The sequence below is a fragment of the Streptomyces sp. NBC_00483 genome, from assembly GCF_036013745.1.
Taxonomy (GTDB): domain Bacteria; phylum Actinomycetota; class Actinomycetes; order Streptomycetales; family Streptomycetaceae; genus Streptomyces.
Map to the genome: position 1 here is coordinate 10,207,634 of NZ_CP107880.1, position 15,719 is coordinate 10,223,352.

General features: G+C 72.2%; 12 protein-coding genes and 2 pseudogenes. 9 read left to right on the forward strand and 5 right to left on the reverse strand.

Annotated elements, in window-relative coordinates:
* The first annotated feature begins 56 nt into the window (after nucleotides 1-56).
* Nucleotides 57-2,555 carry a telomere-associated protein Tap gene (gene tap, locus OHA73_RS45540; protein WP_327653717.1) on the forward strand — a complete coding sequence of 833 codons (2,499 nt, stop codon included), beginning with the start codon at nucleotides 57-59 and terminating at the stop codon, nucleotides 2,553-2,555.
* A complete protein-coding gene (gene tpg / locus OHA73_RS45545; RefSeq protein WP_267072664.1) occupies nucleotides 2,552-3,109 on the forward strand; it encodes a telomere-protecting terminal protein Tpg in 558 nt (185 codons plus the stop codon). The genes tap and tpg overlap by 4 nt, the downstream gene beginning before the upstream one ends.
* Before the next feature lie 915 nt (nucleotides 3,110-4,024).
* Here the strand turns inward: tpg and OHA73_RS45550 are convergent.
* Both OHA73_RS45550 and OHA73_RS45555 read right to left on the reverse strand, forming a co-directional pair.
* Entirely contained in the window at nucleotides 4,025-4,699 is a 675-nt protein-coding gene (locus tag OHA73_RS45550) for a class I SAM-dependent methyltransferase (protein ID WP_327653716.1), read from the reverse strand.
* 451 nt (nucleotides 4,700-5,150) lie between these two features.
* Nucleotides 5,151-5,573 (reverse strand): MerR family transcriptional regulator, encoded by a 423-nt coding sequence (locus OHA73_RS45555; RefSeq protein ID WP_267072666.1) that lies wholly within the window; start codon nucleotides 5,571-5,573, stop codon nucleotides 5,151-5,153.
* A gap of 55 nt (nucleotides 5,574-5,628) precedes the next feature.
* On the opposite strand from OHA73_RS45555, the gene OHA73_RS45560 reads away from it, so the two are divergent.
* The 3 genes from OHA73_RS45560 to OHA73_RS45570 all read left to right on the forward strand — a co-directional run bounded on the left by OHA73_RS45560 (nucleotide 5,629) and on the right by OHA73_RS45570 (nucleotide 9,176).
* On the forward strand, nucleotides 5,629-6,600 hold the full coding sequence (locus tag OHA73_RS45560) for an oxidoreductase (RefSeq protein ID WP_327653715.1): 972 nt from the start codon (nucleotides 5,629-5,631) through the stop codon (nucleotides 6,598-6,600).
* A 455-nt stretch (nucleotides 6,601-7,055) separates the two neighbouring features.
* Nucleotides 7,056-7,724, forward strand: a complete 669-nt coding sequence (locus tag OHA73_RS45565; RefSeq protein WP_327653714.1) for a hypothetical protein — start codon at nucleotides 7,056-7,058, stop codon at nucleotides 7,722-7,724.
* 594 nt (nucleotides 7,725-8,318) lie between these two features.
* Nucleotides 8,319-9,176: an acyl-CoA thioester hydrolase/BAAT C-terminal domain-containing protein gene (locus OHA73_RS45570; protein WP_327653713.1), complete on the forward strand. Its 858-nt coding sequence runs from the start codon at nucleotides 8,319-8,321 to the stop codon at nucleotides 9,174-9,176.
* A 44-nt stretch (nucleotides 9,177-9,220) separates the two neighbouring features.
* Here the strand turns inward: OHA73_RS45570 and OHA73_RS45575 are convergent.
* The 3 genes and pseudogenes from OHA73_RS45575 to OHA73_RS45585 form a co-directional block, all read right to left on the reverse strand.
* A pseudogene (locus tag OHA73_RS45575) lies at nucleotides 9,221-9,619 on the reverse strand (ATP-binding protein); the annotation flags it as partial.
* A 196-nt stretch (nucleotides 9,620-9,815) separates the two neighbouring features.
* Nucleotides 9,816-10,472, reverse strand: coding sequence for a hypothetical protein (locus tag OHA73_RS45580; RefSeq protein ID WP_327658370.1), 657 nt, complete (start codon nucleotides 10,470-10,472; stop codon nucleotides 9,816-9,818).
* A 542-nt stretch (nucleotides 10,473-11,014) separates the two neighbouring features.
* Complete coding sequence (locus OHA73_RS45585; protein WP_266718581.1) at nucleotides 11,015-11,218, reverse strand: cold-shock protein; 204 nt, start codon at nucleotides 11,216-11,218, stop codon at nucleotides 11,015-11,017.
* 684 nt (nucleotides 11,219-11,902) lie between these two features.
* Here OHA73_RS45585 and OHA73_RS45590 point away from each other — a divergent pair.
* The 4 genes and pseudogenes from OHA73_RS45590 (at nucleotide 11,903) to OHA73_RS45605 (ending at nucleotide 15,709) form a co-directional block, all read left to right on the forward strand.
* Nucleotides 11,903-12,664 carry a hypothetical protein gene (locus OHA73_RS45590; protein ID WP_327658648.1) on the forward strand — a complete coding sequence of 254 codons (762 nt, stop codon included), beginning with the start codon at nucleotides 11,903-11,905 and terminating at the stop codon, nucleotides 12,662-12,664.
* A 9-nt stretch (nucleotides 12,665-12,673) separates the two neighbouring features.
* On the forward strand, nucleotides 12,674-13,702 hold the full coding sequence (locus tag OHA73_RS45595) for an AraC family transcriptional regulator ligand-binding domain-containing protein (protein WP_327653712.1): 1,029 nt from the start codon (nucleotides 12,674-12,676) through the stop codon (nucleotides 13,700-13,702).
* 171 nt (nucleotides 13,703-13,873) lie between these two features.
* A pseudogene (locus OHA73_RS45600) lies at nucleotides 13,874-14,198 on the forward strand (methyltransferase, FxLD system); the annotation flags it as partial.
* Between the two features lie 296 nt (nucleotides 14,199-14,494).
* Nucleotides 14,495-15,709 carry an ATP-binding protein gene (locus tag OHA73_RS45605; RefSeq protein ID WP_327653710.1) on the forward strand — a complete coding sequence of 405 codons (1,215 nt, stop codon included), beginning with the start codon at nucleotides 14,495-14,497 and terminating at the stop codon, nucleotides 15,707-15,709.
* Nucleotides 15,710-15,719: the final 10 nt, after the last annotated feature.

A 15,719-nucleotide genomic window follows, 5' to 3' on the forward strand; every position in this document is an offset into this window, starting at 1 on the left:
TCGATGTACGCGATGTGTGCGGTTGGTGGGGTAGGGTCTGGGTCGGGAGGTGTTCCATGTCCGAGTCCGAGTCCGGGTCCGGGTCCGGGGCTGAGTCCGGGGCTGATTTGTTTGATGCGGTCGATGCGCTGGTGGCGTCGCGTGCGTCGTTGCCGCCCGCGCAGGAGCGCAAGCGGTTGCGCGTGGCGCATGGTCTGACGCTGGATCAGGTGGCGGTGGCGTTGAAGGTGCGGCGGGCCACGGTGTCCGGCTGGGAGTCGGCGAAGAAGCCGACGGAGCCGCGTGGTCCGGAGCGGGAGGCGTATGCGCGGCTGCTGGGCCGGCTCGCGGAGCTTTATCCCGCCCCGGCGGAACCGGGCGCGCCGGTGTCCGCCGCGTTCACCGTCGCGCCCGGTCCGGCGCACGCGCGGAGTCTGTCCCCGGGCCGGGCCCCCGGGGCTGCGGCCGTGACTGCAGCCGAGACTCGCCAGCCCCAGCCCCAGCCCCAGCCCCAGCCCCAGCCCCAGCCCGCGGCCCCGGCTGCGACGGCTTCGGCCCCGGATCCCGCGGCCGCGGTCGTGTCCGGGGCTGGGACGGCTCCGGCTCCGGGCCCCGCGCGGCGTGCGGCGCGGAGCGCCGGGCCGTCGTCGACGCCGCGCCGCCCCGGTGCGAAGAAGCCGGCCCCGGCGGCGAACTCCCCGGCCCCGGCGGCCGATTCCCCGGCGCCGGCGGCGAACACCCCGGCGCGGGCGGCGGATTCCCCGGCCCCGGCGGCCGGTACCGCGGTGGCCGGTACCGCGGTGGCCGGTGCCGGTGCCGGTGCCGGTGCGCGGTTCGCGAACGGCCCGCTGGCTGTCGTCGATGTCGATGCGGAGGGGCGGGTGGTGGCGTACTGCACCGGTGGTCTGGTCCTGGACGTGCCCGCCAGGTCGATGCCGGCCCTGGTGGAGTGGACGCTGACGGAGGCGGAGCTCGGGCAGCCGAAGCTGTCCGGGCCGGGCAAGGACGCCGACCCGCTGCTCGTGCTCACCGAAGCCGCGCTGGAGCGTTACGGTCTCCCGGCCGCCCTCACGGAACAGGAACGGCTGGCCGGCCGTCTCCCGGACAGCCACCGGGCCGTCAGGCAGCTGGCCCGCGCGGACTGGAAGCTGACCAAGCGCGGCTTCGGGCCCTGGGCACGCATCTACCGGCCCGCCACGGGTACGGAGCGGGCGTGTGTGCAGCTGTGCATCCCGTCCTGGCAGGCGCTGGACACCCGGCACTGGGACACGGCCGGACAGCTCCCGCCAGCCGAACTCGCCCGCGTCCTGGGCGTGTACGCCTCGCGGGTGATGACGCCGCGCGGTTCGACGGCGGTGACCGGTCTGGAGCTGATGACCGCGCTGCACCCGCCGACGCGGGCCTCGGGTCCGGACGGCGACGGTATCCGGCACTCCGAGCACAATCCCGGCTCGCTGGGCAGGGATCCGGTCGATCCGGCGCCGTGCGAGGCCCCCGACGGCCACCCGCTGCTCAGGGACCTGCCCCGTTTCCACGTCCGCGGCCCCGGCGAGAAGCTGTTCGAGGAGGCCCTGGACTGGGCGCGGCCGATGACGGACGCCGAGTGCACGCTGCGTCATCTGGTCGGCATCGACGTCAATATGGCCTTCGCGGCCGGCGCCAACGGCCTCCATGTCGGCCTCGGCGCGCCTGCGCATGTCACGGACCCGGTCTTCGACGCGAAGCTGCCCGGCAGTTGGCTGGTGGATCTCTCCCACGTCGATCTGTCGAGGGTGAAGACCGGCAGGGACCGGTGGGTGGAGCTGGACGGTTCGCTGCTGCCCTCCCCGTTCACACCGAAGGGCGAACGGCCGACGGGGCCGGCCTGGTATGCGACCCCGACCGTCGCCTACGCGGCCGAGCTCGGCTACGAGGTCCGCCCAATCGAGGCGTGGGTGCGCTACGACAGCGGCCGCTATCTGGACGGCTGGTACCAGCGGCTGCGCGACGCCTACCTCGCCACGATGGCCGACCTCGGCGTCGCCGCGGACCTGCCGCCCGGGGACTTCCTGGCGGCGATGGACGGCTACCGGGACCGCGACCCCCAGCTGGCGATCGTCGGCTCGGCGATCAAGGCGACCGTGAAGGGTGGTCTGGGCAAGCTGCGCGAGCGTCCCCGCGGGGAGGGCTGGCGGCCGGGCGAGCCGTGGCGCGCGCTGGCCCGCCCGACCTGGCGCCCGGACATCCGCGCGGCGGTCATCGCCCGCACCCGCATCAACCTGCACCGCAAGATCGTCAAGCATGCGGCGTTCACGGGGCAGTACCCGGTTGCGGTGCTGTCCGACTGTGTCGTCTACGCCGCGGGCGGGCCGGGTCCGCTGGATTTCCTGCCCTACCGGGACGGCAAGCCGCTGCCCGGCGGTTTCCGGCTCGGCATCAACCCCGGCCTGGTCAAGCACGAGGGCACCCAGTCCGTTTTGTGGGGTGAGGAGGTCCGCGAGCGGTTTGACGCCCCGGAGCTGAACCTCGCCCGTTACATCAAGGACGGCACCGTCACCGACGCCGACACCGGTGAGCAGGGGAGGGGAGGGCGATGAGCCTGTTCGCCGATGGTCTGGACGCCGCGGTGCAGAAGGCGTTCACGCGCCCGGCACCCAAGAGGGCGGGCCCGCAGATGCGCTACCTGGTCAGACAGCTGGGCGGCACCAGGAAGGCGGCCCAATTGCTGGGCGTCTCCCAGCGCACCGTCGAGCGCTATGTGAAGGACCAGATCAAAAAGCCCCGCCCGGATCTCGCCGCGCGCCTGGAACGCGAGGTGAAGAGGCGCTGGCAGCCGCAGGTCCGCGCCAAGGCGCGGCAGAAGGCGGCCAGCACGGACGGCCTCGTCATCGACACCCGCGCCCGCATGGGCTACACCGCCCCGATCGGCACCACCGACCAGGACCGCATCCGGCACCTGACCGTCGCGCTGCCGCCCGTCCACGCCGGCCGCCTCTTCGATGCCCGGCAGGCCGGCGCCTCCGATGAGGAACTCCGCCGGATCGCGGCCGACGCGCTGCGCGAGGTGTACTTCCAGGACGGCGGCCGCCGCGCGGGCAGCCTGGAAGAGGTCCGCTTCACCGATATCGAGCACCTGGAGTTCGACCTGTAGCGGCCGTTGCTCCGAACAGCCCGCGGGGGCCTGCCGGACGGCCCCGCGGGCAGGCGCGCCGTGCCCGCGGCATCCGGCCCTGCCGGCGACGGGCGGCCACGGGCCCGTCCCCACGCGCCTGCCGCTCGCACAGCTGCTGGATGGGGGGCAGGGCGGTCTTCGCCGCCCGGCGTGCCGGAGCACCCGGGCCCGTCTGCCGGCCGGCAGGGTGTGAGCCGCCCGCGTCCGTCCGCGTCCGCTCGTGTCCGCCGTACGTACCGCCGGTCCCGGCCGTGCCGGCACGGGAACCGGCGGCGTTCCTCGGCCCGGTGCGTGAGCGGCTTCCCGAAGCCTGAAACGGCCCCTTCTGCCGGACGGTCCGGCCCCGTCGCAGACTGCGGCTGGAGCAGGGAAGACAGAGGGGGCAGCAGAGGATGATCCGGGATCGTCCCCGAAGCCGAAGCCGAAGCCGAAGCCGAAGCCGAAGCCGAAGCCGAAGCCGAAGCCGAAGCCGAAGCCGGGTTCCCGGTCCGCATCCACGTCCTCCTCTGTGCGCGCTGGAATGACGTCCTGGCCCGGCGCGCCCATTTCCTGCCTCGTCCTCCCAACCACCCGGCCACCTGGCACCGGCAGTTCCTGGAGCGAGGGCCTGGGGCCGGCCGGCAACGTGGCCGCGACGGGTACCGGCCAGGTCCTGGCCACGTGCCCGGCAGCCACAGCCCGGTGATGGACCGCGAAGTCCTGGTCCGTGGGCTCCTCGCAGCAGGCGTCAACAGGCAGGGAGGAACGGGGGAACGGGTGCCCGGATGCATGGGACGCCGCCGGGGGAGCCCTCGGGCCGCGCGCCGGCGGAACCTCGCCGCCCTCGCCGCGCCCGCCGAACGGCCCGGGAGGAGGCGGAGGCGATCGCCGGCGGTCCGGCCCGGCGGCCTCGCCTCAGGGACGGGCCCCGGCAGTGCCCATCACATCGGGCTTGCGGGCCAGGAGGCAGGCGTGCGGCCTGGTCACGTGTTGGCCGGGTTCCTGTTCCAGTCGTGCGGTGACGGCGAGGCCGGCCTGCTCCAGCAGGCCGGCCATGCGGTCCAGGGGCAGGAGGTACGACTCGTAGGACACCGGTCGGCCGTGGCCGTGGGTCGGCTGCAGCCGCTCGTTGCCGACGTAGTCTCCCCAGAGCAGGTGGCCGCCGGGCGCGAGCGTGCGGTGGAACTCGGCGAACACCGCCGGCAGCCATTGCGGGGGCGTGTGATGGGTGGAGTACCAGGCCAGGATGCCGCCGAGTTCGCCGTCCCCCGTCTCCAGCGCGGTCATCGAGCCCTCGGTGAACCGCAGCTTTGGGTAGGCGCTTCTGGCCGGCCCGACCATCTTCGGCGACAGGTCGACACCGAAGGCGGGCACCCCCGGTCCGGCCAGGTGCGCCGTCACGCGGCCGGGGCCGCACCCCAGGTCCGCGACCGGCCCCAGAGCGGCCATCCGCACGAGTTCGGCGAACCCGGCCGGCATCGCGCGGGACAGCGGGTCCATCTCGGCCGGCGACGGGACGCGTTGGACGTAGTCGGCGGCGACCGTGTCGTAGGACTCGCGGACGGCGGTCAGGTAGGAGAGCTCAGCCACGCGGGCGACCCCAGAGCAGACAACTGACAGGCCGTGCCACGCCCTTCGGCCGGCCTGCGCAACGCCCACCACTGTCGCCCCCAGCCGCCACCCCACCCCGCCCCGGTGATCGTTCCCGGCCACGGCACGGCGGCCACCGCCATGCCCTCCATCCCCTCCCCGGAAAGTCCGGCGCCGCACGGCACCCCGCCCGCTGAGAAGCTGCGCGACACACCCCCTGTCTTGCTCTTGCTGCAGATCGGGTGGTGCTTGGCCGCGGATGGCGCTCTGCTCAGCGGCACAGCGTTCCCGGACGGCGAGCCGCACCCGGCAGCATCTGGCCGGCCGGGTGCGGGCCTTGGCTTGCATCAGTGCCCGGGTGCGGCTCCAGCGGTGCCCGGCGAACCCGAACGCCCGCGTGGGGGGCCGGCACTTCACCGTCGCGCGGAGCAGCACGGGGCGGGCGGTTGCCTCAGGCGGTCGGGTCCCACAGGCCGCCGGCTTCACCGCGGGCGAGGTGTTCGGCGTAGACGCCGGTCTTCCAGGCGATGAGGGACCGGCATTCCTCCAGGGCCTGGATCTGTGCGTCGACGCGTCGGCGGTGGGTGTCCAGCAGCCGCAGACGTTGCTCCTCGTTGCCCGGTCCGTGGCGGACGAGTTCGGCGAAGTGTTTGAGGTCGGCGAGCGGCATGCCGGATGCGCGGAGCTTGACGCAGATCAGCAGCCAGTCGACATCGAGGGCGGTGTAGCGCCGGCGGCCGCCGGATGTGCGCTGGAGAGGCCCGACGAGCAGGCCCTCGCGCTCGTAGAAGCGCAGGGCGTGCACGCTCAGCCCGGTCCGTTCGGCGACCTCGCCGATGCCCAGCGACTGCATAGGAGCCCCGGTGCTGGTCATGCCGCTCACTCCCGGACTTGATCTAGACCTTGCTCTAGATCGTAGCGTCCACGGCATGTCCTTCACCGATCAGCAGCAGCCCCGCGGCTCGCCCTTCTCCGCCTCCAGCACCGCCGAAGACGTCATGGCCGGCCTCGACCTCTCCGCAAGGACGGCCGTGGTGAGCGGGGGCTACTCGGGGCTCGGCCTGGAGACCACCCGGGCGCTGGCGGCCGCCGGAGCCCGGGTCATCGTTCCCGCACGCCGCCCCGACGCTGCCCGTGCCGCGCTGAAGGAGGTGAACAACTGCGAGGTCATTGCCATGGACCTGGCCGACCTCGCCGGTGTCCGCGCAGCCTGCGCGTACATCGGCGACCGTTTCGGGCGGCTCGATCTCCTGATGGCTGTCGCCGGGGTCATGGCCACAGCGCAGCGGCGCGTCGGGCCCGGCTGGGAGGGCCAGCTCACCGCCAACCACTTCGGGCACTTCACCCTCGCCTGCGAGCTCTACCCGCTGCTGGCCGCCGCGGACGGCGCGCGCGTCGTCGTCAACAGCTCCGCCGGACACGCCCTGACCGGCATCCGCTGGCACGATCCGCACTTTCGTACCGGCTACGACAAGTGGCTGGCCTACGGCCAGGCCAAGACCGCCAACGCCCTGTTCGCGGTCCACCTCGACGCCGTCGGGCAGGGCGACGGGGTGCGGGCCTTCGCCCTGCACCCCGGCAGGATCATCACCGCTCTCCAGCGGGAGATGACACTCCGGGAGCAGATCGACCGCGGCTGGGTGGACGAGCACGGCACGGTCATCGGCGACGGTTTCAAAACCCCCTCCCAGGGGGCCGCCACCGGCCTGTGGGCCGCCACGTCCCCGCTCCTCGCCCACCGGGGCGGCCTCTACCTGGAGGACTGCGACGTCGCCCGCGTCTGCGCCCCCGGCACCCCCATGGACGACGGCGGCGTCCGCGCCCACGCCGTCGACCCCGGCGAGGCGGCCCGGCTCTGGGACCTGTCCCTCGCCGCGACCGGCGCCACGCCGATCACCTAGCCACCCGGGAGCCACCCCGGGAGCCCCGGCGGATCAGCGCCGAGGCCACGCGGCCACCGGAGCACCCCAACAACCAGGACCAGCAGCCGAGCAGACGCACCCCTGGGCCGCATCAGCAGACACACCCCTGGGCCGCATCACCGGACAGAACCCGGACCCGCAGACACGGCAGGCCCGGCAGACACGGCAGGCCCGGCCGGCGCAGAGCCGGGCGCGGCGCGGGACTCCAGGTCCTTCTCCGGCCGAGGCCAAGGTCCCGCCACAGCCGGGCAGTTACTCCCTATATGCGCACTTTCAAGGCGCTGTCACATGTCTGTGATGTTCTGTGCGGAATGCCTTGATGTGTGCCGCCTAGCTTCATGAGTACGCGGTCCACACGACGCGTTCGACTCAGCCAACTCAGCCAACTCGTTCGACTCGCTCGACTTGTTCGACTCATGGAAAGGGGCCGGCGCATGCAGACCTCTCGTATTCTCCGCACGTCTCTGGCATCCGCCGTTCTCGGCCTCGGTGCCGTGACCGCCGTCGCCGCCACCGCCGAGGCCGCTCCGGCGTCCACTGGGCCCGCGGCCGCCGCCTCCGCCGCCCAGCACACTGCCACGGCGGGCCGTACCCAGACCCTGCCGCTCAGCGACGGCAGCACCGCGCATGTCACCCGGCTGGCGAACCACACCTACCAGGCCTGGATCACGCACAAGGGTGTGCGGATCGCGGCGCTGGACTCCGCGCACAAGACCCAGCGCGTGCACGGCTACACGTATGCGCTCAACCAGGCGAACGGCTTCGTCGGCGTGGTGCACCCAGGCGGCTGGCACAGCGAGCAGAACGTGCCCCAGCACCCGGCGAAGAAGCACCACAAGAACAACGACCACCAGAACAAGCACCACAAGAACAACGACCACCAGAACAAGCACCACAAGAACCAGACCGGCAAGACCCACGACATACGGCTCGCGGACGGCGCCACCGCCCACGTCACCAAGCTGGCGAACGGCACCTACCAGGCCTGGATCACCCGGCACGGGGTGCGCATCGCCGCCCTGGACGCCGGTCACAGCACGGCCCGCGCCCACGGCCACCACTACACGCTGAACGCCCACACCGGAGCCGTCCACCTGCGCTGACACTCCCGCAGCCCCCACCCCTGCCCCCCACCCCTGCCCCCTGCCCCCTGCTCTCTGCTCTCTGCGCCCGCGGGGGAGGGCGGGGGCGGGGCCGTGACAGTCCGGACACGGTGCCCGAGCCACGCCGTTCGCGGGAGGGGGGTGCAGACACCCGTGCGCTGCGGCCGGCCCACGGCGCACGGCGCACGCAGCACCCGGTCCACGTGCCTCGAGCGCGAAGCCGCTCGCCGCGCCGAGCGGCTCGCTGAGAGAAGAGAGCAGGGGGGGGGGCGGCGCCGCGATTCCGGGGTACCACCGCTCCCGCAGCCGGGGTGTCCTGCCGGCCGAGACCTCGGCCCCTCCACTGCGGCTGCCGAGGATGGGGGCTGGCTGGGGCGGCGTTCTGCGGCTCCGCCCAGACGACTCCAACTGGCCCCATTTCACGGATGCTTGGTGCAGATCGGGCGACTTGAGATGGTCCCGGAGGGCGGGGCCGTGTGGGACCACAGCATTGTTGCCGTCCGTGGGTACGCGGGCGGGTTCGGCCGGTCTGGGAGGAGCAGCACGGCCGATGGGGCTGCGCTGACAGACTGGGGCGGACCGACAGGGGGCCACGTGGTTGTCATTGAGCGGGAGCTGACCGAGCCCTGGGAAGGTGTTCTGGTCGCTCCCGCCTGCGGCAGTGGCATCGGCGTTGTGGTGCTGGCGGGTTCCAGCGGGCGTATCGAACGGGAGAGAGCGCGCATCCTCGCCCAGCAGGGCATGACGGCCTTGTCGATCCGCTGGTTCGGCGGGCCGGGCCAGGCTCCGGGAATCTGCGAGGTCCCCCTGGAGACCTTCACCGCCGCCGTCGGCTTCCTCCGGGCGAACGGGGCGGAACGCATCGGCGTGCTGGGCAGCTCCAAGGGGGCCGAGGCGGCTCTGCTGACGGCGGTGCACGATCCGCGCGTGGACGTGGTGATCGCGCTGTCGCCCACGTCTCGCGTCTGGTGCAACGTCGGACCGGGGCGCGACGGAGCGCAGCGCCCTTATCGATCGTCCTGGACCTGGCGGGAACAGGCGCTGCCTTTCGTCCCGCTGGATGATTCCTGGACTCCCGCCAAGCCGGGCAGCGGGCCGGTCGCCATCCGCGGATGGTACGAACGCAGCGAGCTGACGTTCGCTCACCTGCTTACTCCAGCGGAGATCGCCGTGGAGCAGGCTCGGGTCGATCTCCTGCTGGTCGCAGGCGGAGACGATGCGATGTGGCCGTCCCTTCCCTTCGCCGAACAACTGGCCGGGCGCCGACGCTTGGTTGGGGCCCCCGTGCGTCTGATCGTCCGCCATGATGCCGGCCACCGGACGCGGTTTCCTGGTGAGAGTGCCGCGTCGGCATCCCCGCAATTCCTGTACGGAGGCACGCCCGAAGCCGACGCGGCCTTGGGGGCGGCTGCCTGGCCCCACATCCTCAACTCGCTCCGCGGCGGGGGCTGACCCCGTGTTGATCGTGTGCGAAGTTGGGGGGACGGTCTCTCACTTCATCCCGTTGCGCTTTTCGCTTTGGTGCGGGCCGGGCGGTAGGACTCGGTGCCGGTCTCGATCAAGGTGGCGTTGAAGGTGAGCCGGTCCACGATCGCTGCGCAGAGCCATGGGTCGGTGAAGATCGTGCTCCCACCGCTGAAGGCCGCGTTCGAGGCGATGGCGAGGCTGTTCTTCTCCTCGCACTCGGTCAGAACCTGGAAGAGCATCTCGGCGCCGCGGCGGTCGAGTTCGAGATAGCAGAGTTCATCGATTTCGAGCAGGTCGACGCGTCCGTAGCGGGTGATGGTCTTGCCGAGTGGGTCGTCGGCGGCTTCGACCAGCTCGTTGACCAGGCTGGCGGCCATGGCGGCAGCGGTGCCCAGCGCGATCAGCAGGTGGGACCTACCGGTGCTGGTAACCCTTGGTGATCCAGCCGCCCGACGCCAGACAGACCGAACAGGCTCCGTCCTCTCCGCATGGAAGACCGCACAACCGAATCACTGTCGACCGGGGATGGCGCCGTCGCGCTCTGCGCCACGGCCGACTCGAGGCCTACCACGAGGCGACCGGCGCGGGCCCCAAGGATGCCAAGGACGAACTCGCGACCGGTGGTCAGTGCCGGCGGTTGCGGCGGCGCACGAGCAGCAGTACCGCCGAGCCCGCGGCGATCAGTGCAACGGCCGTACCTCCCACGGCGGTTCGCATGGTGGACGCCCCGGTCTCCGCCAGGCGCGGGTGACTGCCGGTGCCGCCCTTCGGGGGTGTGGGCAGCGGCGCGGCCGACCGGGACGAGGTGCCGGTCGGCCGCGGGGGAAGCGTGGGGGTGTCGGTGGGAGACGCCGCGGGGGACCGCGTGGGAATGGGCTTGACCGTGGGGGGCGGGGTCGGGGTGGGGGTGGGGGATGCGGTGGCCTCGACGTTCACGGTTACCAGGTTCGCCCTGGTCTCGGCTCCGCTCGGGCTCACGCAGAAGGCGTCGAAGAGGTGCTCTCCGGGGGGTGTGTCGGCGGGGACCGTGTAGGGGCCGTAGGTGCCCTGCTTCCCGTGGGTGCTGGCGGTCACGCCGATGAGCGGGAAGTCCCGTTCGATGTCGACCACGTCGTCGGCATGGGGGCATGTGAGGCGCACGGTGTAATGGCCGCCGGCCGCGACCGGGTCCGGGTCGGTGGTCCGGAATACGAGGTCCTGGGGTGCGGCGACGGCCTGCGTGCCGCCGAGCCCTGCCAGGAGACCGGCGACTGCGGCCGCCGCACACCTTCCGAAGGCCATGAGGAAGCTCCCTGATCGACGGCGCTGCACCCCGACAGCGTGAGGCCGGCTCGTCGGACCACTGGACCAACGCGCCGCACAGGCAAAGGGAGAACCCGCACGGCGTAGGCGCGCATTGCGGCCGCGGGAGCGGGGGCGCCCGGGAACCCGCTCGTGCAGCCTGCACGCCAAGCGATCCGTTGCGGTGGCGGCAGCCGGCACGGCACGGCACGGGGCCGGGCGTGTCGACGGCCGGCCCCCTTGTGAGGACGGCGTCACGTCCCTCTCGCTCCGCGCGCCCTGTGCCGTCGCGGCCTTCCCTTGCGGACGGAGCAACGGCGGTGATGGCCGGGCTCACGCCCCGTCCGTCCTGCGCGGGCCCGCTGCTCCGGCAGCACTTAGTGCGCGCACGACAGCTGCTGGAGCGCCCACAAAGACAGAAAAGACAGAAAAGACAGAAAAGACAGAAAGGGCAGAAAGGGCAGAAAGGGCAGAAAAGGCAGAAAAGGCAGGACGGGGCGCCCACCGTTTTGGTGGGCGCCCCGTGCTGGTGCGGGCGAGGGTTAGCCGCGCACGATGTTCTCGGCCTGCGGGCCCTTCTGGCCCTGGGTGACGTCGAAGCTGACCTTTTCGCCCTCGGTGAGCTCGCGGTAGCCGTTGCCGGAGATGTTGGAGTAGTGGGCAAACACGTCGGGGCCCCCGCCGTCCTGCTCGATGAAGCCGAAGCCCTTCTCGCTGTTGAACCACTTCACGGTGCCGCTGGCCATACGTCAGTCCTTCACATCACTCGAGCCGTTCCGTGGCGGATCGGCTCGGTTTCCACGAGCGTTCCCGGGTGGGACGCTCGGACGTCATCCTGCCCCAAACACGTCGGTGCTGGCCAGGACTTCGAGCGTCGACAGGATGCACGAACACACCGCAACATCCTTGAAGGGCCCCGCGCACCGCTTCGCACGCCGCGCGGGGCCCCGCCTTTCGGCGTCGCGCCGGCGGAGCAGACCACGACGCCGCCTGCCGGGCCAGGCCGGTGGCACGGACCCACAACCCGCATCCGGCAGTCCTCCGGAGGCTCTCTGGTGCCGCACACCCGCGGCCCGCACACCGCGGCCCGCGGCCCGCGGATCTGGAGTCTCGCTCTCCGTGCCGCCCGCCGCAAGCCCGGCCACCAGCGGCCCCTCCACCAGCGGGCCCCCTTTACCGCGAACCGACCGCGAACCGACCGCGAACCGACCGCGAGTACCGGTCAGGAGGCCGGCGCGCCGGAGGTGGCGCGTTCGGTCCGCGTCGTGGCGCCTTCGGCCCTCCTTGCCGCGCCCTTCCCTTTCATAGCGTCGTGGCATGGACGAACACGTTGCCCGGAACGGGGCTTCAAGGGCGGGCCTGCGGCAGTGGGTGGGACTGAGTGTTCTGCTGCTGCCCACCGTGCTGCTCACCGCCGATCTCGGCGTGTTGTGGCTGGCCACTACCCGCAGATCATCGAAGCCGGCCGGGCCCGCGGCTGGGCCTGGCTCGCGCACGGCCGCACCAACTCCGTCCTGCAGGCCGGCATGACGCCGCAGGAGGAGCGGGAGTACCTCACCGACGTCGTCGCCACGATCGAGAAGGCCACCGGGCGCCGCCCGCGCGGCTGGATGGGCCCGGCGCTGACCGAGACCTTCCACACCCCGCGGCTGCTCGCCGAACTCGGCCTGGACTATGTGCTCGACTGGACCGCCGACGACCAGCCGTTCCTGCTGAACGAGCCCGGCATGCTGAGCGTGCCGTACTCCGTCGAACTGAACGACCTGGCACTGTTCACCCTGCACGGCATGACGGGTCCGGACTTCCTGCAGCTGGTCAAGGACCAGTTCGACCAGCTCTACGCCGATGCGGCGGACAGCGGCCGGGTGATGGCGCTGGCCCTGCACCCGTTCGTCATCGGCCAGGCGTTCAGGACCAGATACCTCGCGCAGGCGCTGGCGTACATCTGCGGGCACCGAGGCGTGTGGCTGACAGCGACGAGATCGCCGAGCACTACCGCCGTACCGTGCAGACAAGAACGTAGAGGCGACCGCCGCCACGGCACGCAGGCGCCGAAGCCGACGACGGCACCCCTATCACCCATGACCGCGGGCCGAGTTGGACCGCACGCACCGCACCGCACCGCACCGCATCCACCCGGCCGGGGCCTCCCGGCGCAATACAGCGTTGTCCCCGGCCAGGGCCTGGAATAGAGTCCGGGCGTGTCCGCATCCGGTCGGGTTCCGGCCGGAACCGTTCCCCCGCACGTGACGCGGCTGCTGCTGCGCGCGGGACAGGCGGCGGGACTGGACCGAAGCCGGCTGGCGAAGGTGGCCGGGCTGGCAAGCCTGGACGACGAGGCCGTGCGGCTGCCCTCGGCCTCGCTCGTACGGATATGGGAGGAGTGGGCGGCTCGGCTGCGCGACCTCGGCGGCGGCTCGCTGCCCTGGCGGCTGTGGCGCCCCGGCTCGCTCGGCGTGTGGGACTACCTGTTCACCAGCGCCGATACGCTCACGGAAGCATTCGAGCACGCCGACCGCCACGCGGCAGTCGTCACCGATCCGTCGGAGTCGTTCACACCGGTGCACGATGCCGCCGGACTCACCGTCACCTTCCACGGCCGGTTCGCCAGCCACCCGATCTTCCCGATCATCGCCGAGTTCGCCGTGTCGATGATCCTCACCGCGGCCGCCTCGGGCGCCGGCCGCCCGCTGACCCCGCTCCGGGTGACCCTCACCGGCCCTGCGCCGCGCCGGCACGGGCACCTGGCCGAGACGTACGGCACCCGCAACATCGCGTTCGGCGCGGAGACGCCCTCCGTCACCTTCTCGGCCGCCGACACGAACCGGCCCCTGCCGCGGGCGGATCCGGTACTGGCAGCCATCCTGCGCGACCACGCGCGCACCAGGGTGGCCACCTCCCGCGCCGTGCTGTCGTGGCTCGACCGCTTCCGCGGCGAGGTCGAACTGAGCCTCACCCACGGCGCACCCGACCTCACCCACATCGCCCACAGACTGGGGATGTCACCCCGCACGGTGCAGCGCCGCCTCCACGAAGAGGACACCACCTGGCGCACGGAGCTGGAATGCGCCCGCCGGCGGCGCGTGGAGCAGCTGCTCGCGACCTCACTGACCGTGGAGTCGATCGCGACCCGCACCGGCTACACCGACCCGCGCTCCCTGCGCCGCGCCCTCCACCGCTGGTACGGCCAGGGCCCCGCCGAACTGCGCCGCCCCCGCACCTCGCCGTAACCCCCCAGGAACCCAGCCCCCCGGGGAGCCGGCACACACTCCGACGCACCCCATGAAACACAGCGAATCGGGGAGAGCAACGGCCAACACAGGGCGCGGTGGCGCGACGAGGACGACACGGCACACCGCCGGGCCCGCTCCGGGCGCCGTGAGCGCCGCGTGGATGCGGCCATGAACACCTTCATGCCGCTGCGCCGCGGGAGCGCCGATGACGCCCGCCGGAGCGTGCCGCTCACCGGCGGCGGCACCGTACGCCTCCAGACCTCGGCCGCCCTGCGGCTGGACGAGAACGCGTTCGCCGACGTACTGACGCAGCCACGCATCGAGGAGCGGACCGGCATGACGGTCCACGCCATGGGGTCCCCGGAGCGGATGGAGCTCTTCCCGACCTGCCCTCTGCCGTCGGGACCGATCCGAATGCTGTTGCCGAAAACCGCCAGGGGCACGCTGCTCACCGAGGCCCCTGCCCTCGTCCACGGCGGCCGTGAAAGGTGCCGATCGGTCGTCTCGCCGCTTGCCGCGAGCGCCGAGGCAGGAGCCCTCCCGGGCCGCGCGGGCACACCTGGCTGAAATCTGGTGGGTGTGTGGCTGGGATCATTCGGGTGCCGGGCGGGCCAAACGGAATCTTCCAACAGGGGTGCTGGGCAGGCAGGTTGAGGCGAAACGGTCCTGATAGCATCCCGGCGGCGATCTTGATCAACTCATCCAGCGTGCCGACTTGACACGTGCCTGCGGGGTGAGAGCGGGGGTACGGGTCGCCAGTTCCTCCTACCCGTGCCACGAGAGGTGTCCATGACCCACGCACTTGTGTGGACCCTGGGTGCGATTGCGCTGATATCCGTCGCCGCGAATGTCGCACTCATTACCCGCAACCGAGCGGTGACCGCGAAGAGACGCCAGGCCGAGGCCGCGCAGAAACAGGAGCTGAGCCGCGCCACCGCGCAACTCGCGGCCCAACAGGGCGAGTTGGCTGCGGCCCGCTCCGAGCGGGAGAGCGTCATCGCCGGGGCGCGCGAGGCCGCGGAGGACAGCACGAAGAGCGTCCTCAAGGGCGCGGCGAGCTTCCTGCAGAGCCTTGCGGCCGAACAGACCGCCCTGCTGGACACCGTGCAGCGCAAGCACGGCGGCCACGAGGTGCTCAGCGACCTCCTCGACGTGGCGCACGCGAACGCCCAGATGGCACGCAAGGCACAGGGCATCGCGGTGATGTGCGGTGCGCCGCTGGGCCGCCGCAACCGGCCGGCCAGCGTGTACGACGTCGTGCAGAACGCGAAGGGCCAGATCCGCAACTTCCAGCGCGTGTCGATCATGCAGCAGAGTGGTCTCGCCCTCAAGGCGTCCGCGGTCACGCCGGTGGCGCTGGCGGTCGCCGAGCTGCTGGACAACGCGGCGAGCTTCTCGCAGCACGACGCTCCGATCGAGGTCACGTTCCAGCGTGTCCAGGGCAACCTCTGCATCGTCATCGACGACGCCGGCGTCAGCATGAACGACGAGGACCGGCAGCGGGCGACCGCCCTGCTCTCCGGCGACGAGGCGCCGCGGCTGCAGCAGCTGGGCACGCAGCCCAAGTTCGGTTTCCCCGTGATCGGCCTGATCGCCCGTCAGCACGGCTTCCGGGTGGACGTCACCGGGGTCTCCCGCTACGGCGGAGTGCGGGCCGTCGTCCGACTGCCCGAGGAGTTGTGGACCATGGAAGAGGCGACCCCCAAGGCCGCGGCGCCGGCTCCCGCTCCCGCCCCGGCCCCCCACCCTGCGACCGCCCCCGTGCGGCAGGGCCCGGGCCCGTCCGGGGTCGCTCCCCAGCGCACCGCGCACGGACTGCCCAAGCGTGCTGCCCGGCAGACGCCGACGGCCTCCCCGGCCGCGGGCCGTGCGCCCCGTCCGGTGGACGAGGCCACGCAGACCGGGCCGCGGGCATCCAGCCGGGGCCTGGGTGCGTTCCAGCGCGGCACCCTTGAAGCCCGCGCCGATGAGTCCCCCCTGGGCGAAGGGTCTGATGAGCGGTGAGCACCTCCGA